Genomic DNA, 23,583 nt, shown 5'->3' on the forward strand with positions numbered 1-23,583 from the left:
ACACACCCGACGCGACGCCTAGACGAGGGTCTGGACGAACTCGACCGCGAGCCAGGCGGCGAAGACCAGGAGGATGAGGCCCGAGATGCGGTCGAACCAGACGCGGCGTTCCTTGGTCATGAATCGGCGCAAAGCGTGTGCGGCAGTGGCGAGTACTAGGAACCAAGCCCATGAGGCGGTCACCGCGCCGACTGCGAAGGGCAGGCGGGTGCCGACCGCCTGGGCGGTGATGGCGGCGCCGAGGACGCCCACGGTGTCGAGGATGGCGTGCGGGTTGAGCAGTGAGACGGCCATGGTCCGGCGCAGCACCTGGCCGCGCGACCAGGTGCCGGTCTCGTCGTCGAGTTCGGTGGGCTTGGTGCGCAAGGACTTCACGCCCAGGTAGGTGAGGAACAGCGCGCCCGCGAAGAGCATTGCGGGCCGCAGCCCGGGCACCGAGTCGAGCAGCGCGGAGGTCCCGGCCGCGCCGAGCACGATCAGGATGGTGTCGCACACGGCCGCGCCTACGACCGCCCACAGTGCCCTCGGCATCCCGAGCGAGACGCCCTGGCCGAACACGAACACATTCTGCGCCCCGATCGGCACGATGAGAGCGAGTCCGAGCGCGAGCCCGGTGAGGAATGCGGCGGTCACCGCGCCATGCTAGCCGCCCACCCGGTCGAGCCCCCGACCCGTTTTGCCGGGCGCTCAGGTTCGGCGCTGCTCGGTCCTGCCGCGGCCCATCTCGTTGAGGCCCCGGACGGTGACCCAGCCGCCAGCGCCCATGACCGCCAGCGCGATCGCCACCCCCAGCGCGGCACCCGCGTTCTGCTTCTCGCGCTGCTCTTCGGCCGAATCGGGCAATTCGGTCGCGCCGCGCTCGGTCACGACCATGCACACGGTGTTCGCGGTCGGTTCGCACACGGTCGCGTTCGAGCGGATCACGAGCACCATGACCATAATCCCGATGCCGAACAATATGATCGCGAGGCCGACCAGTGTCATCCCTGCGAACGCGCGGCGCGCCTCCCGTTCGACCGGGGTCACTTCCGGTGTCTCGCTGAGTGTCACGAGCAGGTCGCCGCGCCGCTCCGGGTCGTCCTTCGACGGGTAGCCGTGCCCGCGCAGCCGCAGGACCGTGCCTTCGCCGCTTCCAGCGGGGACCTCGAGTTCCCAGTCGTCGTCGAGGGTTTCGACGTTGACCCGCCCGCCGCCTGCGAGCACGCTGGCGGGGACGTCGAGGGAGGTCCGCAGGTGTTCGCCGACGCGCTCGAAGACCTCGTGCGGCAGCGCCCGGACCGTGACGGTGAGGACCCCGGGGACGCCTTTCGCCTTGAGCTGCAGCACTTCCCCGTCGTCGAGGGCGCCGGGGAACGTGAGCGAGGAGCGCCGGGTCTCGGTGATGCCGCCGCTGCCGTCGCAGAACGCGCAGGTCGACCCTTCGTCGCGGCCCGAGCCTTCGCAGTTGACGCAGTCGATCGGGGCGTCGTACGAGAGAGAGCGCCTGCAGCCGAACGCCATCTCCTCAAGGCTCAGGATCACTTCGAAAGCGCGGGAGGTGAGGTGGATATCGGCCATGTCCGTCCTTCGTGCCCAGGGGGCGGGGGTCAGGGGTCGGGGTGCCCTCGATCGTAGCGAGGACGGGCCGGTCGATCCACCACCTTGGATCGACCGGCCCTTCTGGTGCTCCGCGGCCTCCTGGGGCAGGATGACTGAGCCGCGGAGCGGGATTGGGGTTAGTCGGAGTTGGTTTCGGTGTCGCCGGGATCGGAGTCGGGGTCGGCGATCAGAGCGCGGGCGCGCTTGAGAATCCACCCGCACCATTCGTCGTTGTTCCACGCGCCGTTCCAGATCGGCTTGTCGTCTGGGTCGTCGGTGAAGCGGCAGCACTCGCGGGCACCCGCGCCGTCGTTCACGTCGATCAAATAAGTGGTCGGGCCGTTCGGGTAGCGGCCCTGGTCAGGCGGGATCTCGTAGACGCTGAAGACGGCTGGGCCCCTTCGGAAGCCGCCGAGGTGGCCGTGGATGCCGGGTTCGCCGTCGGACCGGAGGTTGTAGGGGCCTTCGTCGGGGGCTGACATGGTTTTAGCCACGGCAGAACCGGATCGTGGCCGGGTTGGCGGCGATGGGCGACTGGCCGCGGTAGAAGACGCGGAATGCGGACTCCTCGACCCAGATCTTCCAGTTGGGTTTGAACGAGCGCCAGAACGGCCCCCAAGTGGCTTTCAGGTCGCCGGAGTTCAGTCCGGACACGATCAGCACGATGTCGTCGCCGTTGCCGGTGAGGACTTGGAATGAGTCCGGCGCATCGGCACCGGATGCGCGGACTCGGTAGGTCCGGCAGTCGTCGCTGAACGACCCGCGATCGAGCGCGAGCTGTTCGGTTGCGCCGGTCCGGATTTCATGGTCGCCCACCACTAGCCTCCTTCGGTTCGTCGGATCTTCTGCATCGAATCTAGGGGATGAAACCACAGGTCACAAGATGAGAATCGCTGCGGCGCAAGCAGACCGTGAGGAACTAACAGTGAGCCGCTGACCGTGAGCCACGCACTCTCCCTGCCTCACACCGCGTTTCTCACAGCGGCCAAATCGCTGTGGACTGTGCGATAGTGAGTAATCACATGCAGCAACGAGAAGCCTGGGGGCAGGTATGGCTACAACGGAACTCGCAGCGTGGTTCAACCGAATGATGCTCATCAAGGGTCGCCGTGCCCTCGGCAGAACCCAGCGCGAGGTCGCCGATGAAGTCCTGCTCTCAGTCGACTCGTACCGTGCTTACGAAGCGGGCCGCACCACCCCGCCTGCCAAGCACATCAAAGCCCTCGCTGCCGCCTGTGGCATCAGCGCGGAGATCGCGAAGTACATGGTGCAGGTGGCAAGCAAGAAAGAGGAAGCGCTGGAAGCCGATCAGCGATTCAACGCCCTGCTGATCTCGCTCGCCGAGGAGCACTACGGATCGGTCTTCAAGTTCGACGCCCTCATGATCCCGGGCATCCTCCAACTCCAGAAGTACCACTACATCGTCGCCCGGCTCGCCGAACCGGCCTCCGATCAGTGGGTCGACAACGGCTGGGATTTCAAGGAAGGGCGGCAGCAGGTCATCGAGGGCCGCACCGACCGACCCGAGATGCATTTCCTCATCGGCGAAGCCGCTCTGCTCCAGCTGCGGCAGGTCTCCGAAGAGCTCTACCGGGACCAGATGGCCCACCTGCGCCGCTGGGCCCGCCGACCGGGAGTGAAGATCCGAATCCTGCCCGGTCCCGTGCTCGCCCAGCGGAGCAACTTCGATATCTACGCGAAGAATGGCGGCAAGCTCGCGGGTCCCGCGTTCGCCTATACCGAAGTCCTCGACTCGAGCTGGCTCATCGATGACCTCACCCGTATCGCGAGTTACGATGAGGTCCGCAAGATGCTTTGGAACAAGGCGATCCGGATCGAGGTCTACCACGATGACGACAGGCGTTTCCGTTTGGCGTAAGAGCACGCGCAGCGGCTCTGGAAACAACTCCAACTGCGTGGAGATTCGTCGGGCCTGGCGCAAGAGCACTCGCAGCGGTAGCGGCAACAACTCCAGCTGTGTCGAGGTCGCCATCTGTTCAGGCGACGACGGCTTCCACCTGCGGGACTCGAAGCTCGACACCGACTCCCCGGTGTTCGACCTGTCCCCCAAGGACTTCAGTGCCCTGATGAACGCCGCAGGCTGACAACTCAGACATACAGGCTCAGGCCGGGAACCGCACAGCGGTTCCCGGCCTTTTCACGTCAGTCAGTGCGGCGCGGGCTCTCGCGGATACCCGCCTGGCGGAAGAGGCGTTCAAGGAACTTGCGGGCGGTGGCCGGGTCGAAGTCGTCTTCGCTGAGGAGGAGGTAGTGCATGATCGCGCCGTTCATCATGTCGATGAGCATGTCGAGGTCGGCGTCCGGATCGAGGGCCCCGGCGTCACGCGCTCGACGCAGGGTGGCCAGGGCGCGTTCGCGACGCGGCTTGAGGTGGTGTTCGCGGTAGGCCGCAAGCAGTTTGGGGTGGTCGGGGCCAGCGCTGAGCAGCCGCGCGGTGAGAAGGCGGAGCCGGGGTTCGGACAGGGCCTCGCTCCACTGAGGCAACAGCTCCTCGATGATGCCGGGCAGGTCCTCGGCAGGCGTCTCGGTGCGGTCGGCGGCGGGGATGGCGTCGCGGGCGGCTTCGATCGCGTCAGCGAGCAAGTCCTCTTTGGAGGACCAGCGGCGGTAGACGGTCACCTTGGCCACGTTGGCGTGCTTGGCAATACGCTCGATGCTGGCTCCGGCGATGCCGTGTTCGACGAGGACTTCCAGGGCGGCGTGCAGGATCGCGGTGTCAGCCTCGGGGTCGCGGGGTCTGCCGGGCCCGGGGGGCTGTTCGCGCTTGCTGCTCATGCCGTCTCCTTGGTGCGCAGTGTGCCGGTGAGCCAGGTCCGCAGGGCGGCGGGGTCCTCGCCGCGCCAGGCGAGGTGGCCGTCGGGGCGGACCAGGATCGGCGGGACCGCGTCGGCGGTCCGCAGGATCGCGACTGTACCGAGGTGGCTGCGGGCGAGGTCGGCGAGTTCGGGGGTTTCCTTGCGGACGATGAGCGCCCAGGCCGCGCCGAGTTCCGCGTACAGGCGCGTGGGGATGCCGTCGGGGGTGGTGCAGTCCCGGTCGGGGATGCGGTCGCCGGGGCGCGGGGCGGGGCCGCGGCCGCCGAGCGGGCCGTTGCGGTAGGTGACCCAGAGTTGGGAGGCGGTCCTCGTCCCCTGGCGTTGGACTGCTGGCAGGTTGAGGAGCGGGAGCATGAGGCGGTCGCGGACGAACCGGGTGAGAGGCGTTGCGCCCGCGAGGAGTTTCGTGTTGGCGGTGGTGGCGCGCAGGACGTCTCGGGCGAGCGGCCGCCGTTCGGCGCCGTAGGTGTCGAGGAGGGCTTCGTGGGCAAGGCCTTTGACCGTGAGGGCGAGTTTCCAGGCGAGGTTCTCGGCGTCGCCGATGCCGGTGTTCATGCCCTGGCCGCCGATCGGCGAGTGGATGTGGGCGGCGTCCCCGGCGACGAGGATGCGCCCTGCGTGGTAGGTGTCGGCGAGTCGGCGCTGGATGCGGAAGACCGAGGTCCAGACGGTCTCCTTGATCTGGAGGTCGTCGACGCCGGCGCGGTCGCGCAGGGCCGAGCGGACGAGGTCGATGACCTGGTCGGGTTCGAGGTGGTCGCCGGTGTCGGGGACGTCGGCCATGACCCGCCAGAGGTCGCCGCGTCCGGTGCGGTCGCGCATGGGGATGGCGAGGACCATCCCGGTGGGGTCGAACCATCCGGCGGAGGTCTCGCGGGTGCGGTCCCAGTCGGCGAGGAAGTCGGCGAGGACGAACCGTTCGATGACCGGCACGCCGGGGAAGGCGATTTCGGCGAGTTCCCTTACGCGGCTGCGGGCTCCGTCGCAACCGGCGAGCCAGCCGGTGCGGAGGGTCTCGCCGTCGGCGAAGGTGGCTTCGACGCCGCCTGAGTCCTGGACGGCTCCGGTGAGTTCGCGTCCGAACTCGACCTCGACGCCGAGGTCGGCGAGGCGCTGGCGCAGGTGCGCTTCGATCTGGGCCTGCGACACGAAGAGCGCTTGCGCGGATTCGCGCGCGTCGGGTGAGAAGCGGATGGTGACGAGGGCGCGGTCGCGGGCGTACATGCGCATGCCCATGGGCCGCAGGGCTTGTTGCGGGAGGTCGCCGAGGGCGCCGAGTCGGGTGAGGACTTCGGTGCCTCGGGCGTGGAGGATGTTCGCCCGGGAGGTCTGGGCCGGTTGAGCGGCGCGGTCGACGATGCGGACCGTAACGCCTTGGGCGGCAAGGCCGCAGGCGAGTGCGAGGCCGGTGGGGCCTGCTCCGACGATGAGTACTTCCGGGGTCATGGCAACTCCCTAATAGCAAACGCAGTCGTTTGCGTATAGTAATAGCACGGGCGAGCCGGGGCCGGATGTCGGTGGGCTCCCCTACCATCAGGCCATGACGGTTCCCATCACTCCGAAGCAGTTCCACGAGGCCGACGGCGTCGACGACTGGCGGGTGCTGTGGTCGGTCGCGTTCGCGCTGTACCGGACCGGCGACTTCGCGAGCGGCATCGAGTTCGTCGCGGCCATCGGCCGCCTCGCCGAGGCGGCCGGGCACCACCCCGACCTGAACCTCCGCTCCACAGTGCTCGAAGTCCGCCTCGTCACGAAGGAGCAATGGTCGCTGACCGACGCCGACCTCGAACTGGCCCGGCAGATCTCGGCGGCGGCCGCCGAACTGGGCATCGCGGCCGACCCGGGCCGCGTCCGCACTTGGGAGTTCGCGCTCGACGCCCTCGACGTCGACAGGGTCCGGGCGTTCTGGTGCGCCGTGCTGGGCTACGAGATGGCGGGCGACAGCGACATCGCCGATCCTGACGGCCTGTACCCGCCGGTGTACGTGCAGCAGATGGACGTGATGCGCGAGGGCCGGGGCCGCATCCACATCGACGTGGGCGTCCCCCATGAGCAGGCCGAGGCGCGCGTCGCCGCCGCCCTCGCCGCCGGAGGCACGCTCGTCAGCGACCGCCACGCGCCGACGTGGTGGACGCTGGCCGACCCTGAGGGCAACGAAGTGGACCTCGCCACCTGGGTCGGCCGCGATTAGGCCGTGGGTGCTCGCCGGATCTCAGCGAGTCGGCCAGGAGCGGGTGCCGGTCCATGCCTCGAAGGTGTGCCAGCCGATTTCGGGGTAGCGGCCGTGGAGTTCGGCGATCGGGATGTCGAGCCCTGTCGTCGCGAAGTACTCGAACATGGCGGCCAGGTCAGACGACCACTTCCGCGCCTGTTCAAGGGGGAACTCCACGTATTCGACAGCGCCGCCGCAGCGTTCGCCCAGTACCGCGGCGACCTCCTTGCCGCTGAGCACGTCTGAGGCGATGTCGATGCGGCGGCCGCTGAACTCGGCCCGGCGCCCGATCGCCAGCGCGGCGAAGGCGCCGATGTCGGCGGCCGGGATGTGCGGGAGCAGGGCTTCCGGCGGCATGGGGAGCCCGACCTGTCCGCCGCGGAGCATGTCGAGCGTCCAGCCCAGCTGGTAGTCGTCCATGAACTTGGCAGGTCCGATCACGGTCCAGTCCAGGCCGGAGGCGGCGAGGAGGAGTTCCACTCGGTGCTTGCTCTCGAAGTGGGGGATGCCGGTGCCGCGGTCGGCGTTTGCCGCGGAGGTGTAGACGACGTGTTCGATACGTGCGGCCTGGGCGGCGTCGATGAGGTTGCGGCCCTGGGTGATCTCGGTATCGGTGTCGGTCTCGAACGGGGTGGTGACGGCGAACAGGCTGTGCGCGCCGGCGAGTGCGGTTGCAAGCGTGTCGGGTTCGGTGAGGTCGGCGCGGCGGACGTCGACGCCGCGGGTGGCGAGAGCGAGCGCGCGCGGGGAGGCCGGATCGCGGGTGAGGCCGATGACCTGGTGTCCGGCGAGGAGGAGGGCGTCGATCGCGGCACCGCCTTGGGTGCCGGTCGCGCCGGTCACGGCGACGGTCGGAGTGCTGGTGGACATGGTGCTCCTTGCAGAGGAATGAATAACTGCGCGACGCAGTTAATGCGCCGCGCAGTTAATGTACCACGGGTTCGCTGCGTCATGCAGCTATATTGGGGGAATGGCGAAACGGCGCGAGGGGCTCCTGGGGGCTCTGGCAGACGAGTCCAGGCGGTACATGGCCGCATATGTGCTGTTCAATCAGGCTGTGGCGGACCGTCTGGGGATGCATCCGACGGATGTGCAGTGCTTCAGCCTGATCTGCTCGGAGCCGGGGCCGGTGACCGCCAAACGCATCGCGGAGTTGACCGGATTGACCACGGGTTCGGCCAGCAGGCTTCTGGACCGGCTCGAACGGGGCGGTCTGGTCACCCGCACGCAGGACGAGGCCGACCGCCGCAGGGTGGTGATCGCCCCGACCGCGGAAGGCGAGGCGAGGGTCGAGAAGGTCTGGGACGAGTTGTCGCCCGCGTGGCAGGAGCTGTTCCAGGAGCTGTCAGACCAGGACCTCGAAGTCCTGGTGGACCACATGAAGCGGGTGACGGAGTTCAGCCGCCGACAGGTGCAGCGCCTGCGAGGTTGAACTGGTAAACGCCCTATAGCCGCACGTTGCGACGCAGGAGGTTTCCGGCCAGGACCGTGATCCAGGTCCACCCGGCGAAGACGGCGACGCGCTGGACCAGGCCGAAGTGCGAGCCGGGCACGTCCTCGAGAATCCCCGCGCCGATCATCGCCAGCGGAGTCACCACCGCGACCGCCAGCGAATACCAGGCCCAGCCCCGCGACCAGCCGCGCGCTCCGGCCTCCCGGGCGTACCACCACACGCCGACCGCTGCGAGCGCGCCCATCGCGAGGAACGTCGGGAGGGCGTTGAAGTTGTGGATCGTCGCGTGGAGGGTCGGCTCACCGGTGAAATTCGCGTCGGCGGGGTAGCCGCCGTCGGGGTCCATGACGAAGGCCCCGGCGATCACCAGCTCGATACCGAAGAGGCCCACCAGGATCGGAAGCACCGCGCCACCTCGCCCGCCGCGGAGGGTGCGGCGCAGCCCGATCGCGAAGGCGACGAGCAGGACGCCGGTGGCGATGAAGTTGGCGATCTGGACCCACCCGAGCGGGCCGAGGCTGAGTTCGGAGCCCCAGTGGTGGACCGGGTCGTAGTCGGTGCGGCCGATGTCCTGGGCGACGACCGCCGCGACGAACAGCGCCGGGGCGACGCCGCACGCGAGCAGGAACCGGGTGAGTCGGGAAGGGGCGCTTGCGGATGCGCGGGCAGTGGTCGGCTTCGTGTCGTTGCCGAAGTCCGCGGCGGGTTCGGTCGAGGAGGTGGTCATGGTCGGTGCTCCAGTTCTATAACGTCGTTATATTGCAGCGTACATGTAACGGCGTTATAGAATCCTGCGGTATGGCCCTTGATTCGCAGACGATCGTCACCGCCGCCCTCGACCTGCTCAAAGAGGAAGGTCTCGCGGGCGTCACCTTCCGCAAGCTCACCACCCGGCTCGGCGTGAAGGCCCCGGCGATCTACTGGCGCTTCAGCGACAAGCGCGAACTGCTCGACGCCGTGGCCGAAGCGGTGCTCCAAACGGCGTTCGCCGGGCTCGAACCCTGGAGCGGATCACCGGGCTGGCGCGACTGGTACGCGGACCTCCTCCGGCGCCTTCGCACCGCGATGCTGTCCTATCCGGACGGCGCGCGCCTCGTGGTCGCGGCCCGGCCCACCCACGCCCCGACGCTCGGCCGGCTCACCGAACTCGCCCTGCAGGCCGCGAAGGACGACGGCGACGACCTCCTGGAGGCGGCCGGCGCGGTGTTCGCCGCGAGCCGCTACACGTTCGGCCACGTCATCGAGGAGCAGGACTCCCCCGCCGTGCTCGACCCCGGGACGGCCGAGCGGATCGCGGCGGCCGCCCCGGTGACCGCCGAGGTCATGGCCCTGGGGCGGGAACTCGGCCTGACGCCGGACCGGCTCTTCGACAACGGACTCGCCCTGATCCTCGGGCCGCGGGACCGTCCCTGACCGCGTTGCCGCCGGGGTTGGCGATTGACAAATACATTCAGAGCGATCAATATATAGGGATACGCCTTGGGAGCGATCCCATGTTTTCCTATCGGTCAGGAGCTCGACATGTCGCCAGTGCCAAGACCTCAAGGGGCCCTGAGATCCCGGCGGGCCGCGATCGGTGCGGTAGCCGCCGCGGTCGCCCTCGTCGTCGCAAGCAGCCTCTTCTCCATCGTGCTCTCGGCGGGCCCGGCAAACGCCGAGACGCAGGGCACCGGCAGCGGCTTCCTCAGCACCGACGGCAGCCGCATCGTCGACGCCAGCGGCGCCGAGATCCGACTCACCGGCATCAACTGGTTCGGGATGGAGACCGATAACCACACCTTCCACGGGCTGTGGGCGAACGCGCCCGCGACCTGGAAGGGCCAGATCGACCGGATGGCCGACCTCGGCTTCAACACCCTCCGGATTCCGTACACAGGGGACTCGCTGCGCCCGGACGCCGAGGCCAGCAGCGTCAACGCCTATACGAACCCGGACCTGGCGGGCCTGTCCCCCCTGGAGATCCTCGACAAGGTCATCGACTACGCCGGGGACAACGGGATGCGGGTCATCCTCGACCGGCACCGGCCGAGCGCGGCCGGGCAGACCGCGCTCTGGTACACCCCGCAGGTGTCCGAGCAGAGCATCATCGACGACTGGGTGATGCTCGCCGAGCGCTACGCGGGCGACAGCACCGTCGTCGGTGCGGACCTGTTCAACGAGCCGCACGCCGAGGGGACCCTGCCGAACGCGACCGGTTCCTGCTGGGGCTGCGGCGTACTGGCCCGGGACTGGCGGCTCGCGGCCGAGCGGATCGGCAACGCGGTGCTGGCGGCCAACCCGGACTGGCTGATCCTCGTCGAAGGCGTGAGCACCATTCCGGGCGGGCTGTCGAACGGGTGGGACAACGACCCGGCCACCGACACCGAAGGCACCTGGTGGGGCGGCAACCTCAGCGCCGCCGCGCAGTTCCCCGTGCGGTTGAACGTGCCGCACAAGCTGGTCTACTCCGCCCACGACTACGCGCTCTCCGTGTACGACCGGCAGGACTGGTTCGAGGACCCGGACTTCCCGGCGAACCTGCCCGAGGTCTGGGACCACTTCTGGGGCTACCTGGACAAGCAGGACATCGCGCCGGTGCTGGTGGGCGAGTTCGGCTCGACCCTGGCGGACCCCATGGACAAGCAGTGGCTGCAGGCGCTGATGGAGTACATGACCGACAACGGGATGTCGTTCACCTTCTGGGCGTGGAACCCGAACTCCGGCGACACCGGCGGCCTCGTGCAGAACGACTGGTGGACGGTCGAACAGGAGAAGTACGACATCCTGGAACCGCATCTGAACCCGCCGACCGGCGGCGGCTCCAACGGGACCCCGACCTCCACGCCATCGGGCACACCGACCTCAACGCCGACCTCCACGCCTACCACCGGCCCGCCGGGGGCGTGCACGGCGACGTACACGATCACCGGCGGCTGGCCCGGGAACTTCCAGGCCGACGTGAAGGTGACCAACACCGGCACCACGGCCATGAGCAGCTGGAAGACCGCCTGGACCTACGCGGGCGACCAGCAGCTCTTCAACTTCTGGAGCGCCGCGGTCACCCAGTCCGGCCAGGCGGTGACCGCCGTGAACACGAGTTCGAACGGGAGCCTCCAACCTGGACAGAGCGTGACCTTCGGCATCCAGGGCACGGTCTCCGGCACGAACGCCGTGCCGGCACCGATCACCTGCTCCGCCTGATGTCAGCGAGGCGTGCTTCCCGGTTCGGGAGGCACGCCTCGCCGCTATCCGGCTAGCGGCGAGGTGGGGCCGTGCTTTCCCGGAAGGCGATCTTCGGGCGTTCGGAGGAGTACTGGCGCGGGGCCTCGTCGGTCATCGAGGCGAGGAGGAGCTGGAAACCGCGGGTGCCGAGGCCCGCGAAGTCCTGTTCCACTGTGGTGAGCGGCGGGGACCAGAGTTCGGCGAGGGGGTGGTCGTCGAAACCGGCGACGGAGATGTCCTCGGGGACGCGGCGGCCCGCCTCGGTGATGCCGCGCATGACGCCCATGGCGATCTCATCGTTGCCGCAGAACACGGCCGTCACCTCGGGGTCGGCCGCCAGCGCGCGGCCGATTGGAACGCCGCTCAGCGGGTCCCAGGTGGCGTCGTGGATCGCCGGGACCGGGGCGTCGGCCTTCTTGAGCGCCCGCTTCCAGCCGCTGGTGCGGCCGTCGATGCGGCGCGAAGGCGGGACGCGTACATGGTGGACGGTGCGGTGGCCGAGGCCGAGAAGGTACTCGGTGAGTTCCTCTGCCGCCGCCGCTTCGTCCAGGACCGCTTGCGGCACACCGGCTTCCCGAGTGCCGGAGAGGGCCACGACCGGCAGTTCCGTACCGAGCTTGTGGAGTGCGGCGACTCCGGGCGGGTCGAATTTGAGGACCACGACCCCGGCGAGGGTCTGCATCTGGACCGCCGCGACCGCGCGGTCCACTTCGTCCTCGTCGGCGCTCTCGACCACGGTGATCATGACCGTGTAGCCCTCGGCGCGCGCCGCGATCTCGATGCCGCGAATGGTCTCCGCGTACCCGTACCGGGACGTGTTGCCCGCGATGACCGCGATCGTCTGGGACTTGCGGGAGACGAGAACCCGGGCGGCCGCGCTCGGCCGGTAATTGAGTTCCGCGATCGCGGCCTCGACCTGCTCGCGCTTGGCCGGGCTGACTTTCGCGGCGCCGGTGAGCACGCGGGAGACCGTCGGGACCGAGACGCCCGCCAGTTCGGCGACGTCTGAGATCGTCGGGTTGCGCCCCGCCCTGCCCACGGCACTCCTCACTTCACGGCACCGCTCGTGATGCCCGAGATGATCCTGCGCTGCGCGACCACGAACGTGATCAGGAGCGGCAGGCTCATCAGGATGATATAGGCGAAGATGAGGTGCCAGTTCTGGAGATACAGACCCGCGCTCGCCACTTGGTAGAGGTTGAGCGGCAGCGTGTCGAGGCGGCCGCCGATCACGAACAGCGCGTAGAACACGTCGTTCCAGATGTACAGGCAGATCAGGATGGTCGCGGTCGCGAGCACGGGCCGCAGGAGCGGCAGGATCACGCGGATGAACGTGCGCACCGGCCCGGCCCCGTCGACGCGGGCGGCCTCTTCGAGTTCGTGCGGGATGGTGCGCACGAAACCGGTGACGAAGAAGATCACTGTGGACAGGTACATGCCCATGTAGACGCCGATCATGCCGAGCGCGGTCCCGGCGAGGCCGAGCTGGCGCAGCAGGAGCACGATCGTCACGACCGCGGGCGGCAGGACGATCCCGGAGATGCCGAGCGCGTAGATCGCGGCGGTGAGCCTGCCGCCGCGGCGGCCGAGGACCCAGGCGGCCATGGAGCCGAGGATGAGGACGCCGACCACGGCGGGGACCATGACGAGGAGGCTCCCGAAGAAGCCCGCGACCATGCGGCCGTCCTCGAATACCGTGGCGAAGTTCTCGAAGAGCTGCCAGTCGCTCGGCGGGGACAGGTTCGGGTTGAGCGCTTCCGCCTGGTCTTTCGCGGCGGTGGCGATGACGAGCCAGAACGGGACGCCGAGCACGAGGACGGCGGTGAGGATCGCGGCGACCGGCTGGACGGGGAAGCGGCGGCGCGGCTTGCGGCGCCCGGCGACGGCGGGCGCGACCGTGCGGGGTCGTTCGGCGGTGATGGTCACAAGACGTCCTCTCGCTTGCGCAGGTACCGGATCACGGGGAACGCCAGGACGGCGACCAGCAGGAACAGGATCAGGCTCATGGTCGTGGCCTGCGCGAACAGGCCCTGTCCGAAGGTCCGGAAGATGTAGATGTTGAGCAGTTCGGTGGTGCCGCCGGGGCCGCCCTCGGTGGTGGCCTGCACGATGTCGAAGCCGTTCATGGAGCCGAGGAGCGCGGTCGCGACGTTGAACGTCACCGCGGGGGCGAGCAGCGGGAACCTGATGGAGCGGAACATGGTCCAGCGCCCGGCCCCGTCGAGGCGGGCCGCTTCGAGCACGTCTTCGCTGATGGTCTTGAGCCCGGCGAGGTAGATGAGCATCGACAGGCCCATCCACTTCCAGGCGTGGACGATCGCGACGACCACGATGGTCCAGGTGGTGTCGCCGAGCCACGGGATCGAGACGTCGGCGCCGGTGAGCGCCCCGATGATGCCGTTCAGGGCGCCGTCGGGCTTGAGGAGCGCCTGGAAGATGTAGCCGACCGCCAAGGCGGACATGATGACCGGCACGAAGAATGCGACGCGTACGGCGCGGTTGACGCGGGTGTCCTTCTCCAGCAGGAGCGCGAGGCCGAGGCCGAAGGCGTTCTGGAAGACGGCGACGAGCACGGCGTAGACGAGGGTGACCTTGAGGGCGTTGAGGAGCGAGCCGTTGGAGAACAGGGACGTGAAGTTGTCGACCCCGGTGAAGTTGATGGCGCTCTTGAAGCTCGACCAGTCGGTGAAGGCGTAGACGAAGTTGAAGACGGTGGGGACGAGGAAGAACACGACCAGGACCGCGAGCGCCGGGATGAGGAACCACAGTGGATGGTCTTGGCGGCGGGGTCCTGCCTTGCCCCTGGCGAGCATGGTGGTCACGGAGTTCGGCCTTCCTGGTAGCGGCGGTGCTGCGAGTGAGGGGTGAGGGGCGCCGGGGTTTCTTGACCCTGTCCCGGCGCCCCTCGGATTGGGGAACTAGAAGCCTTCGGCGCCTTGGGCTTTGGCGAGTTCGGCGAACTGGGCCTGGGTCGCTTCGGCGACCTCGGCGGGCGTCTTCGTGCCCTGGATCATGTCGGCCAGGTAGATGTACAGGTCCGGGTTGGCGATGGCGAGGGCCTGCATGGAGCCGACCGAGGTGCCGACCGAGTCGCTGACCGCGAGGAGGGCCTCGGGCACGTCCGCCGGGGTCTCGACGCCGGTCTGGAGCGAGACGGTGGACTGGGCGGTCACGAAGTCCGCGTAGCCGTCGCCCATCCAGTAGGACAGGAGCTGGCGGGCGGCCGCCTCGCGCTTCTCGTCACCGGTCTTGAAGGCCACCAGGGCGTTCGACTGGTCCGGGATGAACGTGCCGGTGTTGCCGGACGGCGAGATCGGGAAGAACCCGATCTTCTGGTTCAGCTCCTCGGTGTCGGCGAGCGACTGGAGCTGGCCGAAGAACGAGTTGACCTGCATGACCATCGCGGCGTCGCCCGCGAGGAGCGCGGCACCCTGGTCTTCGAACGTGGCGGTCTTGATGTCCTCGTTGAAGAGTCCTTCTTCGATGAGGCCGTTGTAGGTGTCGATGGCGCCCTGGATCGCCGGGTCGGTGAACTTCTCTTCACCGGAGTTGACGCGGTCCCAGAGGCCGTCGGCGGCGGCGTCGGCGAGCTGGACCTGCACCCACCACTGGGTGCCCCACATGTCGCCGGCCATCTCGTGGAAGGGGGTCACGCCTGCGGTCTTGAGGTCGCGGGCGGTCTGCAGGAAGGAGTCCCAGTCGGTGGGGGTCGCGGTGATGCCGTTGGCCGCGAACACCTCCTTGTTGTAGTAGACGCCTTCGACGGCCGGGGTCGTGATGAGCGCGGCGTAGCGGGTGTCGTCGAGGATGCCGGTGATGTCGCGCAGCTCGGGCTTGTACGCGTCGAGCCACGGGGCGTCGTCGAGCGGCTGGAGGTTCTGGGTGGCGTTGAGCGCCGTCAGCTGGGAGGCCGTGGGCTGCCAGAACGCGAGGTCGGGCTTGTCGCCGGTGGCGACCTTGGTCTGGACGCCCTGCTCGTACGGGTCGGGGATCGTGACGACCTCGACCTCGGCGCCGGTGAGCGCCTCGAAGCCCGCGATGACGCTGTCGGGCACGGTGTTCGAGTTCTGGGCGGCCCAGATGGTGAGGGTGGTGCCGGAGAGGTCGGCGTCCTGGGCGGGCCAGGTGACGGGGCCGTCCGAGCCGGTGTCGGCGCCGGGGTCGGAGCACCCGGCGAGGGTGATGGCGCCTGCGGCGGCGAGCGCCAGCGCGTTGCGGAACCTGTTCTTCATTGCAATCGCTCCTTTGCGAGTGAGGGATCTAGTAGGCGAGTCGCAGGGTTCGGGCGGCGATGTCGGCATCGCCTCCCTGCACGGTGAGGGTGCCGGTGGTCTTGTCCCAGTCGGTCTTCCATTCGGGGAGGTCCACGGGGAACACGGTGGTGACGGTGAGGTCGCGTCCGGCGAGGTGCGGGAAGCGGAGTTCGGTGGCGGCGGTGTCGCCCCGGCGCCAGACGGAGACGAGGTCTTCGCCGTCGCCGCGCAGGCCGAGGGCGACCCACGGTTCGGTCCAGTCGGGGAGCCCGGCGGGCCAGTAGGGGTGGCCGGTGGCGATGGCGGCGCGGAGGGCCTTGGCGGTGGCGACGGCTTCGGTGACCTGGGCGCGTTGGGCTTCGGTCATGCGGTTGAGGTGGCCGGAGACGTAGAAGCGGCCGAGGAGGCCGGTGACGAGGCAGAACGCGACCGCTTCGGCGTCCATCTCGGGCTGGGGGTAGGCCCAGCTGGCGGCCTGTTCGGGGAGGAGGGAGATCGGCGCGGATGCAGCGATCGGCGGGTACTTGGTGAACTCCTGCTGGTCCGATGTGGACTGCATGGCGAGGCGGGAGAGGACGGCGAAGTCCATGCGCATCGCGCCGGAGGAGCAGTTCTCGATGACCAGGCCGGGGTGGCGGTCGAGGACCGAGTCGAGCCAGGCCAGGTGGGCGCGGTTGTGGGCGAGGAGGCCGTCGCCGACGCTGTCGGCGTTCAGGTCCGTGCCCGGGCCGGGGTTGATGTTGTAGTCGAACTTGAAGAAGCCGACGCCGAAATCGGCGACGAGGCGGTCGACGACGCCGTTCAGGTGCGCGACGGCGGCCGGGTGGCGCAGGTCGAGGTGGTAGCGCTCGTGCTCGGTGAGGCGCTGTCCGTGGCGCTGGAGGAACGCCTCATCCGGGAGCTTGTCGGCCATGGGGCTGCGGACGCCGATGACCTCGGGTTCGAGCCAGAGGCCGGGGACCATCCCGGCGTCGCGGATGGCGTCGATGACCTCGCCGAGGCCGCCGGGGAAGCGGGTCGTGGAGGGCTGCCACTCCCCCACGCTGGGCCACCAGTTGCCGCCGTCGTCGTACCAGCCCGCGTCGATGCAGAAGATCTCAGCACCGACCTCGCCGGCGGCCTTGATGAGCGGGAGCAGCTTCTCGGTGGTGGGGTCGCCGTTGAGGGTGTTCATGTAGTCGTTGAAGACCACGGGCATGGCGGTGTTGTCGGGGTGCGGGCGGCGGGCGGCGCGGCGGAAGTCCGTCAGGGCCGCGACGGCTTCGGTGAAGTCGCCGCCGACGGCGACGGTGACCGGGACGCTGGTGAACGACTCGCCGGGCTGGAGGACGTGCGTCCAGGCCGAGTCGGCGTCGGTGGGGCCGGAGAGGGTGAAGTAGCCGCCTTGGAGGTCTTCTCCGAGCTCCCAGCGCCAAGCGCCGTTGTGCTCGATCTGCCAGGCGAAGGCCAGGCCTGCGGTCTCGACGCCCGCGGTCGGGAGGTGGCGGCCGGTCGACCAGGTGCCGTCCGAGGTCACCGCGTGGAAGCCGCGCGGGTCGTGGGTGCTGTGGGCCAGCTCGGTCGACAGGCGCGGGAAGTCGATGCCGCGCAGGGCGGTGCGGGCGAAGCGGCCTTCGCCGAACCAGTCGCTGATGCCGTCGATGCGGTGCCAGTCGGCGAGGTTGTCGTCGTCGATCGTGCCGGGGCGGGTGAAGCCGGAGGACCAGGAGGCGACCGAGCGGAGGACCGCGGTCTCGCCGACGGCGCGGACCTCGACGCGGGAGCGCACGGCCGCTTCGGCTCCGGCGAGGAGTTCGAGGGTGGCGGTGGCTTCGATGCCGGGGGCGGTCTGGCGGATGACCAGGCGGTTCGCGTCGGCCTCGTGGGAGGCGTAGCGCAGGGCCAGGCCGAGCTGGGTGTGGGAGATCCGGTCGGCGGCGGGGGTGTTCCCGGTCTTGGCGGTCGTGATCTCGACGAGGGGCACGGCGTGGACCGGGACGGCGGCACCGGCGCGGGTGAGACCGGTCAGGCGCACCGGCGAGTCGTCGCCCCAGGCGAATCCGAGCTCGAGACGTGCACTGCCCCAAGAGAACTGATCGGTCACGATGCCCCTTTACCGGTGGTCGGCGGCGCGGCCGGGAGTCGGCCGCGGTGTCGTTGACAGACCGAACCGTAACGCATTCCTGAAATCGATTTCAAGTTATGTCTTGAAATCGTTATCAAAGATCGGTACGGTCTACCTGCGATCCAAGGGTCGAAATCCCCGAATCTCAATGAAGAGAGGACCCCCCTGATGTTGAGGAGACTCATGAGCACTGGTGCTGCCGCGGCGGTAGCCGCGACCGCCGTCACCGGGCTGGCCGCACCGGCCACTGCCGCAGAGCCGGACGTCCTCGCCGTGGACTTCTCGGCGCGCACCGGCGACTTCCGCGGCGGCGCGACCGGCACGCTCTACGGCTTCGGCGACGAAGGCGCGCCCACCCAGTCGCTCATCAACGGCGCCCACATCACCAACACGTCCCAGAAGGCGCCCTACGGGACCCAGCACCCGTCGGGCGACGCCATCAAGGTCGAGGACGGCTTCTTCGCCAAGAACGGCGAGGACATGTACATCTACGTGCAGGACTACTACCCCGACTGGCCCTACAACGGCAGCGCGCGGCCCGCCGACACCCGCACCTACAACCAGGCGGACGGCACCTATACCTCGGGCGCCAACGGCGTCTGGGACTTCCTCGAAGTCGTCGAGTTCGTCGCCGAGGCCGTCGCCACCGACTCCGACCGCCCCGAGGACTACGTCTTCATCACCTTCAACGAGCCCGACGGCGGCAACTGGTACCCGAACTGGGGCACCCAGAAGGACCAGTTCCTCGCCGACTGGCAGGCCACGTACGACAAGATCCAGGAGGTCTGGGCCCGCCACGGCCTCGGCCACGCCCGCATCGGCGGCCCCGGCGACACCCGCTGGCAGCCCGAGCGCAGCCGCGACATCCTCGAGTTCGCCAAGGCCAACGGCTCCCTGCCGGACATCTTCATCTGGCACGAGCTCGGCATCAACAACCTCGGGTCGTACCGCCAGAACTTCGCCGACTACCGCGCGCTCGAAGCCGAACTCGGCATCGACCCGATCCCGGTCAACATCACCGAGTACGGGATGCTGCGCGACATGAGCGTCCCCGGCCAGCTCATCCAGTGGTTCACCATGTTCGAGGACACCAAGGTGGACGCCCAGACCGCCTACTGGAACTACGCGGGCAACCTCTCCGACAACACCGCACGCCCGGGCGGCGCGAACGCCGGCTGGTGGATGTTCAAGTGGTACGGCGACCTCGACGGCAGCGAGACCGTGAGCGTCACCCCGCCCACCCCGAACGGCGTCGACACCCTCCAGGGCATCGGCGCGGTCGACGACGCCAACCGCCGGGCCACCGTCCTGTGGGGAGGCACCGACAACGATGTGTCCCTTGACCTCAGCGGGCTCGACCAGTCCGTCTTCGGCACCCAGGTCGACGTGGAGATCCGCGAGAACGCGTTCACCGGCGCCGAAGGCCTCGCCGGTACCCCGCGCGTGATCGCCGCCTACGACGGGATCGCGCTGGACAACGGCGCCCTGCAGCTCGACGTGTCGACCTACGACCGGTACGCCGGCTACCAGCTCGTCATCACCCCCAGCCAGACCCGCGACGTCGAGGCCGACGCGGCCGCGCAGCCGTGGCAGGCCTCGATCGAGGCCGAGAACATGGCCCTCACCGCCGCCACGGTGTATACCCAGAACCCGCAGGCCAGCGGCGGCTGGCAGTTCCTCGCTTCCGGCGGCAAGGACGTCGGCTCGTTCAACCAGGTCGGCTCCCGTGCTGAATGGACGGTGACGGCCCCGCACACCGGGACCTACCGGCTCCAGGTGATCGGCGGCGCCCCCGGCGTCCCGGGCAGGCACGCGCTGTTCGTGGACAACACCTCGGCAGGCACCGTGCAGTACGCGGCCGACCTGGCGCTCAACGCCAACAGCAAGTGGAAGTACCGCGGCAGCGCCGAGGTCCTGGTGGACCTCACCGCGGGCAGCCACACGCTGTCTATCCGCTCCAGCGCCGACGGGACAACGCTCCTCCCGAACTCCGACATCACCCTCGACAAGGTCTCACTGACCTCTGTGGAGGAAGGCGAGCCGACCCTGTACCCGGCCTCCGGCTTCCGCCTCGAGAACGGTGCTTCGCTGAAGTGGACCGGCAACTGCAAGGGCGGCGCCTCGCTGACAGGCGACGACCGCGCCGACCTGTACGCCACGGCGATCGAGACCGGCTACTACGACGTGCAGATCGACTGGTCCTCCACCAAGGCCTCCTCGGTCCAGGTGGCGGTCAACGGCACTGCCGTGGCTACCGTGGATGCCGGTGCCGCCGGGAAGTGGCGCTCCACCGCCACGCTCCACCTCAACGAGGGCATCAACGAGATCGAGCTGCGCTCCCCCAACGGGGCGGTCGTCCAGTCGCTCACCACGATCCGCGACCGGGGCGCCGACGCCGCGGCCGTATCCGTTGAGGCCGAGGACATGACGATGCACGGCCAGGCCTCGGTGACGACCCTCGCCGCCAGCACCGGCACGAACGCCTCGGGCAGCTCCTTCGCGGGCTGGATCGGCAACGGCGCCGCCAACACGGTCGAGATCGCCCGCGACGGCTTCGCCGCTGCCGGGAACTACGACCTCACCGTCTACTACGCCAACGCCGAGACCTCCGGCCAGCACGACTACAACCCGCAGGTGGTCGACCGCCTGCTCGTGGTCCAGGAGGGCAGCACGGAGGTGGGACACGGGTACTTCCGCTACACCTACTCGTGGAACAGCTTCTCCCAGCGCACCATCCCGGTGACGCTGTCCACTGCGGACCAGACGCTGCAGCTGGGCAACCCGGGCGCCTGGGCGCCGGACATCGACCGGGTCGTCATCTCTCCGCGCCTGATCGGCACGCCGACGACCGCCGCCCGGTAGTCGGGTAAGAGTGAAGGCCCTGTGCGCGAACCGCACAGGGCCTTCCTACTGCTCAGGGTCTAGACCCAGGACTCGTACCAGCCGCTGTGCGTCCAGCCGTTCGGTCCGTCCCAACCCAGCGCCCACTGGATCTTGCTGCCGTCTTCGAAGTTCTTGTTGCAGGAGCCCCAGCCTTTGGCCTGGCCGAGCGTGTTCAGACAGGTGCCCGAACGCGAGCTGCCGGTGTCGCGCCACGTCAGCGAGACGGCGTAGCCGTCGGCCGAGTTGTCCTTGATCCACAGCACGTCGCCGTAGGACTGCACGCAGCCGTCGACCTTCGCGAAGTCGAGGCAGTCCTTGACGTACCGGTCCGACCAGTCGACGTCGACCGCCCGGTCGGACTCCGAGGCCGCGGCGGGCGATCCGATCATCAAGGCGATGCCCACGGACGCGATCAGCGCCGACAGGATCGTTGCAATGCGATTGCGCATGCCGAGTTCCCTTCAAGGTCAGTGCCCGCGTGTGCGCGGGCAGCATCGGTCAGCGGCACACCCGTTGTGCCCCAAGGCTTTCGGGTGTCCGTGTTCCCTGATAAGGACTGCGGTGGGAGGCGGAGAGGTTGCTTGAAACCAAAAGGAATTTTGACTGCTTTGTACGCGGCAGGGCCCCGCACGCGGCGCGTGCGGGGCCCTGCCGGCCTCGGGTCTACATGGCTCCGGTGGTGTAGAGGATGGTGCCGACGACGGTCATCAGGAGCGCCGAACCCGGGTGCATCCAGATGGAGGCGCGGATGTCGTGCTTGCCCCAGACGAACCAGATGCCCGGGAGCAGGAACAGGATCTTCGACGGGACGGTCCAGATCGCCCAGAAGTGGTAGATCGAGAACAGGACCGTGTTGAACAGCGGGGCCCAGCGGCCCAGCTGCGGGAGCCTGGGGAGCAGGAACCCGCGGAAGTAGTACTCCTCGATCAGCGGCAGCAGGAACCCGGTGAAGGGGCCGCAGATCAGCAGCGTGACGATCACAGACTTCAACTCGTAGGCGTCCAGGTAGGAGGTGCCAGAGCCGCCGGAGCCCTCGAAGGTCACCCAGGAGAAGAAGTTGTCGTACATGAACACGTCGAGCGGGGCGAGCGAGAGCGACACGACGGTCATGTAGAGCATGAAGCCGATGCCGATCAGGGTGATCTTGCCGCGCTTGAACGGCTTGTCCCGGTAGTGGACGACGCCGCCGCGCATCGTGTACTTCCCGGTCTGCTTCTTGCCCAGCCAGAACAGGCCGAACCAGAGCGGGAAGAGCACGACGGCCAGGGCGATGGTCCAGGCGGCGAAGATCGGGGCGCCGATGGCGCGGCTGATCGGGGCTCCGACGAGCCCGTACACGGCCACGATCAGGAGGCCGGGGACGAGGTGCAGGGCGATGGACAGGGGGACCGAGTGGCGGTCGGCGAGCAGTTTCGCGACGAACCCCTTGGCCGGGGCGGTGGTTGCTTCCGCAGTGGCGGTGGGCATGTGCTTGTTCTCCATGTCGTAGAGCTTCGCCGGGCGCGCTTGCACCGGACTGTCGTGCCGCTGTCGCGGGACACAGGGGGCTGACAGGCGGCGCGGGGCGCGCACGGATATCCCTTCCACTGTGCGAAAGCGAGGGAGACATGGGCAATGCCGAAGTACTGAATGGCGCTTCAGTACCGGTGAATTCCCAGTTGGGAAGGGCACCGGTTCAGTCAGGCTGAATGATCGTTACGCAGTTCGCTTATGCCGCTTAAGGGTTGAGGAGCCGGTGGGCGCGGCCGAGCATCGCGGGGTCGACCATCTGGCCGTCAGGAAGCGTTGCGACACCGCCCTGTTCCAGCGCTTCGATGACCGCGCGGGCCCAGGCGCGTTCCTCCTCGGAAGGCGCGAAAACCGACCTGATGACGGGGATCTGCTTGGGGTGCACCGCGACCCGGCCGCGCAGGCCGAGGGCCCGGCCGCGCTCGGTGTCGGCGCGGAGGCCGTCGAGGTCCTGGATCGCGGGGTAGGCCGAGAGCATCGGGGCGGCGAGCCCGGCCGAGCGGGCGGCGACGAGCAGGCGCATCCGCGTGTGGTCGCGCACGAGGTCGTCGCTGCTGCCGAGGTCGCTCGCGAGGTCGGCCTCGCCGAGGGCGATCTCCTGGACGGCCGGGTGCGCGGCGATCGCGGCGGCCGCTTCGAGGCCGCGTGCCGACTCGATGAGCGCGGTCAGCGGGAGCCCGTCGGCGAGGTAGGCGATCGCGTCGAGCTTGCGGGCCTCGTCCACTTTGGGGATACGGAGGCCGACGCGGGCGCCCGTCGCGCGGATCGCCCGGATCTCATGGGCCGCACCGGGGTTCACGCGCACTTGGATCTCGACGGCTGGCGGCGAGGCGAGCCAGGAGACGACGTTCTGGAGCGCCCTGCCTTTCGAGCGGTCGGCGACGGCGTCCTCGAGGTCGAGGATCACGACGTCCGCACCTGAGGCGGCGGCCTTGTCGAACCGGTCGGGCCGGTCCCCGGGTACATAGAGGGCGGTGAGGGGGTTCATACGATCCCTTTCTGGCGCAGCAGGTCCAGCTGCTCGCGGGTGACGCCGGCCTCGGCGAGCACGGCGTCGGTGTCCTGGCCGTGGCGGCGGCCGGGCCAGCGGACCGCGCCGGGGGTGGCGGAGAGGCGGAAGAGCACGTTCTGCATCTTCACGGGGCCGAGGTCCTCGTCGTCGACCTCGAGGACGGTGCCGATGGCCCGGTACTGGGGGTCGGCGAGGACGCCGCGCACGTCGTAGACGGGGGCGACGGCCGCCTGAGCTTCCTCGAAGGCGGCGATGACCTCTTTGGTCGGGCGGGCGCCGATCCAGGTGGCGACGGCGGCGTCGAGTTCGTCGGCGTGCTCGGCGCGGGTGTGCCCGGACGCGAACCAGGGTTCGGTCGTGAGGTCGGCGCGGCCGACGAGGCGCAGGACGCGTTCGGCGATGGACTGGGAGCTGGTGGCGGGGGGGGGGCAAGCCCCCCCCCCCGGGGGGTGGGCGGTGCGGGGGGGGGTGGTTGCCTCGCGGGTCCCCCCTTTGGGGCGGAGGGGTGCCGGGTATTTTTTGGACGGTGGTCCGTCCTCCC

The 23,583-nt window shown here is 68.9% G+C and carries 24 protein-coding genes; 7 read left to right on the forward strand and 17 right to left on the reverse strand.

The features are described from left to right. Window positions 1-18 precede the first annotated feature (18 nt). The 4 genes from ACZ60M_RS18835 to ACZ60M_RS18850 all read right to left on the reverse strand — a co-directional run bounded on the left by ACZ60M_RS18835 (window position 19) and on the right by ACZ60M_RS18850 (window position 2,394). Window positions 19-633 (reverse strand): LysE/ArgO family amino acid transporter, encoded by a 615-nt coding sequence (locus tag ACZ60M_RS18835; RefSeq protein WP_465419739.1) that lies wholly within the window; start codon window positions 631-633, stop codon window positions 19-21. Window positions 634-687: 54 nt separating this feature from the next. Then, a complete protein-coding gene (locus ACZ60M_RS18840) occupies window positions 688-1,557 on the reverse strand; it encodes a DnaJ C-terminal domain-containing protein (protein WP_465419741.1) in 870 nt (289 codons plus the stop codon). A gap of 158 nt (window positions 1,558-1,715) precedes the next feature. Next, a complete protein-coding gene (locus tag ACZ60M_RS18845; RefSeq protein WP_465419743.1) occupies window positions 1,716-2,060 on the reverse strand; it encodes a hypothetical protein in 345 nt (114 codons plus the stop codon). A 4-nt stretch (window positions 2,061-2,064) separates the two neighbouring features. Next, entirely contained in the window at window positions 2,065-2,394 is a 330-nt protein-coding gene (locus ACZ60M_RS18850) for a hypothetical protein (protein WP_465419745.1), read from the reverse strand. Window positions 2,395-2,629: 235 nt separating this feature from the next. Between ACZ60M_RS18850 and ACZ60M_RS18855 the strand changes: the two genes are divergently transcribed. Next, a complete protein-coding gene (locus tag ACZ60M_RS18855) occupies window positions 2,630-3,457 on the forward strand; it encodes a Scr1 family TA system antitoxin-like transcriptional regulator (protein WP_465419747.1) in 828 nt (275 codons plus the stop codon). A gap of 37 nt (window positions 3,458-3,494) precedes the next feature. Beyond that, window positions 3,495-3,683: a DUF397 domain-containing protein gene (locus ACZ60M_RS18860; protein WP_465419781.1), complete on the forward strand. Its 189-nt coding sequence runs from the start codon at window positions 3,495-3,497 to the stop codon at window positions 3,681-3,683. 58 nt (window positions 3,684-3,741) lie between these two features. Here ACZ60M_RS18860 and ACZ60M_RS18865 read toward each other — a convergent pair whose 3' ends face one another. Continuing rightward, the gene (locus ACZ60M_RS18865) at window positions 3,742-4,374 is read right to left on the reverse strand and encodes a TetR/AcrR family transcriptional regulator (RefSeq protein WP_465419749.1); all 633 of its coding nucleotides are present in this window, start codon (window positions 4,372-4,374) and stop codon (window positions 3,742-3,744) included. Next, the gene (locus ACZ60M_RS18870; protein WP_465419751.1) at window positions 4,371-5,861 is read right to left on the reverse strand and encodes an FAD-dependent monooxygenase; all 1,491 of its coding nucleotides are present in this window, start codon (window positions 5,859-5,861) and stop codon (window positions 4,371-4,373) included. The genes ACZ60M_RS18865 and ACZ60M_RS18870 overlap by 4 nt, the downstream gene beginning before the upstream one ends. Before the next feature lie 94 nt (window positions 5,862-5,955). On the opposite strand from ACZ60M_RS18870, the gene ACZ60M_RS18875 reads away from it, so the two are divergent. Continuing rightward, window positions 5,956-6,606 carry a VOC family protein gene (locus ACZ60M_RS18875; RefSeq protein WP_465419753.1) on the forward strand — a complete coding sequence of 217 codons (651 nt, stop codon included), beginning with the start codon at window positions 5,956-5,958 and terminating at the stop codon, window positions 6,604-6,606. A gap of 21 nt (window positions 6,607-6,627) precedes the next feature. Here the strand turns inward: ACZ60M_RS18875 and ACZ60M_RS18880 are convergent, their stop codons facing one another. Further along, entirely contained in the window at window positions 6,628-7,497 is an 870-nt protein-coding gene (locus tag ACZ60M_RS18880) for an NmrA/HSCARG family protein (RefSeq protein ID WP_465419755.1), read from the reverse strand. 100 nt (window positions 7,498-7,597) lie between these two features. Between ACZ60M_RS18880 and ACZ60M_RS18885 the strand changes: the two genes are divergently transcribed. Continuing rightward, a complete protein-coding gene (locus ACZ60M_RS18885; protein WP_465419757.1) occupies window positions 7,598-8,059 on the forward strand; it encodes a MarR family winged helix-turn-helix transcriptional regulator in 462 nt (153 codons plus the stop codon). 13 nt (window positions 8,060-8,072) lie between these two features. Here ACZ60M_RS18885 and ACZ60M_RS18890 read toward each other — a convergent pair whose 3' ends face one another. After that, window positions 8,073-8,807: a DUF998 domain-containing protein gene (locus ACZ60M_RS18890; protein WP_465419759.1), complete on the reverse strand. Its 735-nt coding sequence runs from the start codon at window positions 8,805-8,807 to the stop codon at window positions 8,073-8,075. A gap of 71 nt (window positions 8,808-8,878) precedes the next feature. On the opposite strand from ACZ60M_RS18890, the gene ACZ60M_RS18895 reads away from it, so the two are divergent. Together ACZ60M_RS18895 and ACZ60M_RS18900 are read left to right on the forward strand one after the other, a co-directional pair. After that, entirely contained in the window at window positions 8,879-9,493 is a 615-nt protein-coding gene (locus ACZ60M_RS18895) for a TetR family transcriptional regulator (protein ID WP_465419760.1), read from the forward strand. Window positions 9,494-9,601: 108 nt separating this feature from the next. Then, on the forward strand, window positions 9,602-11,260 hold the full coding sequence (locus ACZ60M_RS18900) for a cellulase family glycosylhydrolase (protein WP_465419762.1): 1,659 nt from the start codon (window positions 9,602-9,604) through the stop codon (window positions 11,258-11,260). A 52-nt stretch (window positions 11,261-11,312) separates the two neighbouring features. Here ACZ60M_RS18900 and ACZ60M_RS18905 read toward each other — a convergent pair whose 3' ends face one another. The 5 genes from ACZ60M_RS18905 to ACZ60M_RS18925 all read right to left on the reverse strand — a co-directional run bounded on the left by ACZ60M_RS18905 (window position 11,313) and on the right by ACZ60M_RS18925 (window position 17,617). Next, the gene (locus ACZ60M_RS18905) at window positions 11,313-12,320 is read right to left on the reverse strand and encodes a LacI family DNA-binding transcriptional regulator (protein ID WP_465419764.1); all 1,008 of its coding nucleotides are present in this window, start codon (window positions 12,318-12,320) and stop codon (window positions 11,313-11,315) included. Window positions 12,321-12,328: 8 nt separating this feature from the next. Next, window positions 12,329-13,111: a carbohydrate ABC transporter permease gene (locus ACZ60M_RS18910; RefSeq protein WP_465419783.1), complete on the reverse strand. Its 783-nt coding sequence runs from the start codon at window positions 13,109-13,111 to the stop codon at window positions 12,329-12,331. 92 nt (window positions 13,112-13,203) lie between these two features. Next, a complete protein-coding gene (locus ACZ60M_RS18915) occupies window positions 13,204-14,094 on the reverse strand; it encodes a carbohydrate ABC transporter permease (protein ID WP_465419785.1) in 891 nt (296 codons plus the stop codon). A gap of 105 nt (window positions 14,095-14,199) precedes the next feature. Beyond that, window positions 14,200-15,513 (reverse strand): ABC transporter substrate-binding protein, encoded by a 1,314-nt coding sequence (locus tag ACZ60M_RS18920; RefSeq protein WP_465419766.1) that lies wholly within the window; start codon window positions 15,511-15,513, stop codon window positions 14,200-14,202. Window positions 15,514-15,541: 28 nt separating this feature from the next. Then, a complete protein-coding gene (locus tag ACZ60M_RS18925; protein WP_465419768.1) occupies window positions 15,542-17,617 on the reverse strand; it encodes a glycoside hydrolase family 36 protein in 2,076 nt (691 codons plus the stop codon). A 204-nt stretch (window positions 17,618-17,821) separates the two neighbouring features. Here ACZ60M_RS18925 and ACZ60M_RS18930 point away from each other — a divergent pair, with 204 nt between their 5' ends. Continuing rightward, window positions 17,822-20,500, forward strand: a complete 2,679-nt coding sequence (locus ACZ60M_RS18930) for a hypothetical protein (RefSeq protein WP_465419770.1) — start codon at window positions 17,822-17,824, stop codon at window positions 20,498-20,500. 59 nt (window positions 20,501-20,559) lie between these two features. Here ACZ60M_RS18930 and ACZ60M_RS18935 read toward each other — a convergent pair whose 3' ends face one another. The 4 genes from ACZ60M_RS18935 to ACZ60M_RS18950 all read right to left on the reverse strand — a co-directional run. Further along, entirely contained in the window at window positions 20,560-20,970 is a 411-nt protein-coding gene (locus ACZ60M_RS18935; protein WP_465419772.1) for a hypothetical protein, read from the reverse strand. A gap of 214 nt (window positions 20,971-21,184) precedes the next feature. Continuing rightward, window positions 21,185-22,033, reverse strand: coding sequence for a CPBP family intramembrane glutamic endopeptidase (locus ACZ60M_RS18940; protein WP_465419774.1), 849 nt, complete (start codon window positions 22,031-22,033; stop codon window positions 21,185-21,187). Window positions 22,034-22,238: 205 nt separating this feature from the next. Further along, window positions 22,239-23,018, reverse strand: coding sequence for an HpcH/HpaI aldolase/citrate lyase family protein (locus tag ACZ60M_RS18945; protein WP_465419776.1), 780 nt, complete (start codon window positions 23,016-23,018; stop codon window positions 22,239-22,241). Continuing rightward, window positions 23,015-23,583, reverse strand: a 569-nt coding sequence (locus ACZ60M_RS18950) for a CoA transferase (RefSeq protein WP_465419777.1), incomplete at its 5' end; no start/stop codon positions are given. The genes ACZ60M_RS18945 and ACZ60M_RS18950, both read right to left, overlap by 4 nt.

The organism is Glycomyces sp. NPDC050141 (assembly GCF_055586545.1).

What these genes read in the sequence shown, in the direction of transcription:
- ACZ60M_RS18930 (WP_465419770.1), top strand. Translation starts at nt 17,822, where the DNA reads ATGAGCACTGGTGCTGCCGCGGCGGTAGCCGCGACCGCCGTCACCGGG.
- ACZ60M_RS18945 (WP_465419776.1), bottom strand. Translation starts at nt 23,018, where the DNA reads ATGAACCCCCTCACCGCCCTCTATGTACCCGGGGACCGGCCCGACCGG.
- ACZ60M_RS18895 (WP_465419760.1), top strand. Translation starts at nt 8,879, where the DNA reads ATGGCCCTTGATTCGCAGACGATCGTCACCGCCGCCCTCGACCTGCTC.
- ACZ60M_RS18915 (WP_465419785.1), bottom strand. Translation starts at nt 14,094, where the DNA reads ATGCTCGCCAGGGGCAAGGCAGGACCCCGCCGCCAAGACCATCCACTG.
- ACZ60M_RS18855 (WP_465419747.1), top strand. Translation starts at nt 2,630, where the DNA reads ATGGCTACAACGGAACTCGCAGCGTGGTTCAACCGAATGATGCTCATC.
- ACZ60M_RS18880 (WP_465419755.1), bottom strand. Translation starts at nt 7,497, where the DNA reads ATGTCCACCAGCACTCCGACCGTCGCCGTGACCGGCGCGACCGGCACC.
- ACZ60M_RS18870 (WP_465419751.1), bottom strand. Translation starts at nt 5,861, where the DNA reads ATGACCCCGGAAGTACTCATCGTCGGAGCAGGCCCCACCGGCCTCGCA.
- ACZ60M_RS18840 (WP_465419741.1), bottom strand. Translation starts at nt 1,557, where the DNA reads ATGGCCGATATCCACCTCACCTCCCGCGCTTTCGAAGTGATCCTGAGC.
- ACZ60M_RS18875 (WP_465419753.1), top strand. Translation starts at nt 5,956, where the DNA reads ATGACGGTTCCCATCACTCCGAAGCAGTTCCACGAGGCCGACGGCGTC.
- ACZ60M_RS18890 (WP_465419759.1), bottom strand. Translation starts at nt 8,807, where the DNA reads ATGACCACCTCCTCGACCGAACCCGCCGCGGACTTCGGCAACGACACG.
- ACZ60M_RS18920 (WP_465419766.1), bottom strand. Translation starts at nt 15,513, where the DNA reads ATGAAGAACAGGTTCCGCAACGCGCTGGCGCTCGCCGCCGCAGGCGCC.
- ACZ60M_RS18935 (WP_465419772.1), bottom strand. Translation starts at nt 20,970, where the DNA reads ATGCGCAATCGCATTGCAACGATCCTGTCGGCGCTGATCGCGTCCGTG.
- ACZ60M_RS18900 (WP_465419762.1), top strand. Translation starts at nt 9,602, where the DNA reads ATGTCGCCAGTGCCAAGACCTCAAGGGGCCCTGAGATCCCGGCGGGCC.
- ACZ60M_RS18865 (WP_465419749.1), bottom strand. Translation starts at nt 4,374, where the DNA reads ATGAGCAGCAAGCGCGAACAGCCCCCCGGGCCCGGCAGACCCCGCGAC.
- ACZ60M_RS18885 (WP_465419757.1), top strand. Translation starts at nt 7,598, where the DNA reads ATGGCGAAACGGCGCGAGGGGCTCCTGGGGGCTCTGGCAGACGAGTCC.
- ACZ60M_RS18845 (WP_465419743.1), bottom strand. Translation starts at nt 2,060, where the DNA reads ATGTCAGCCCCCGACGAAGGCCCCTACAACCTCCGGTCCGACGGCGAA.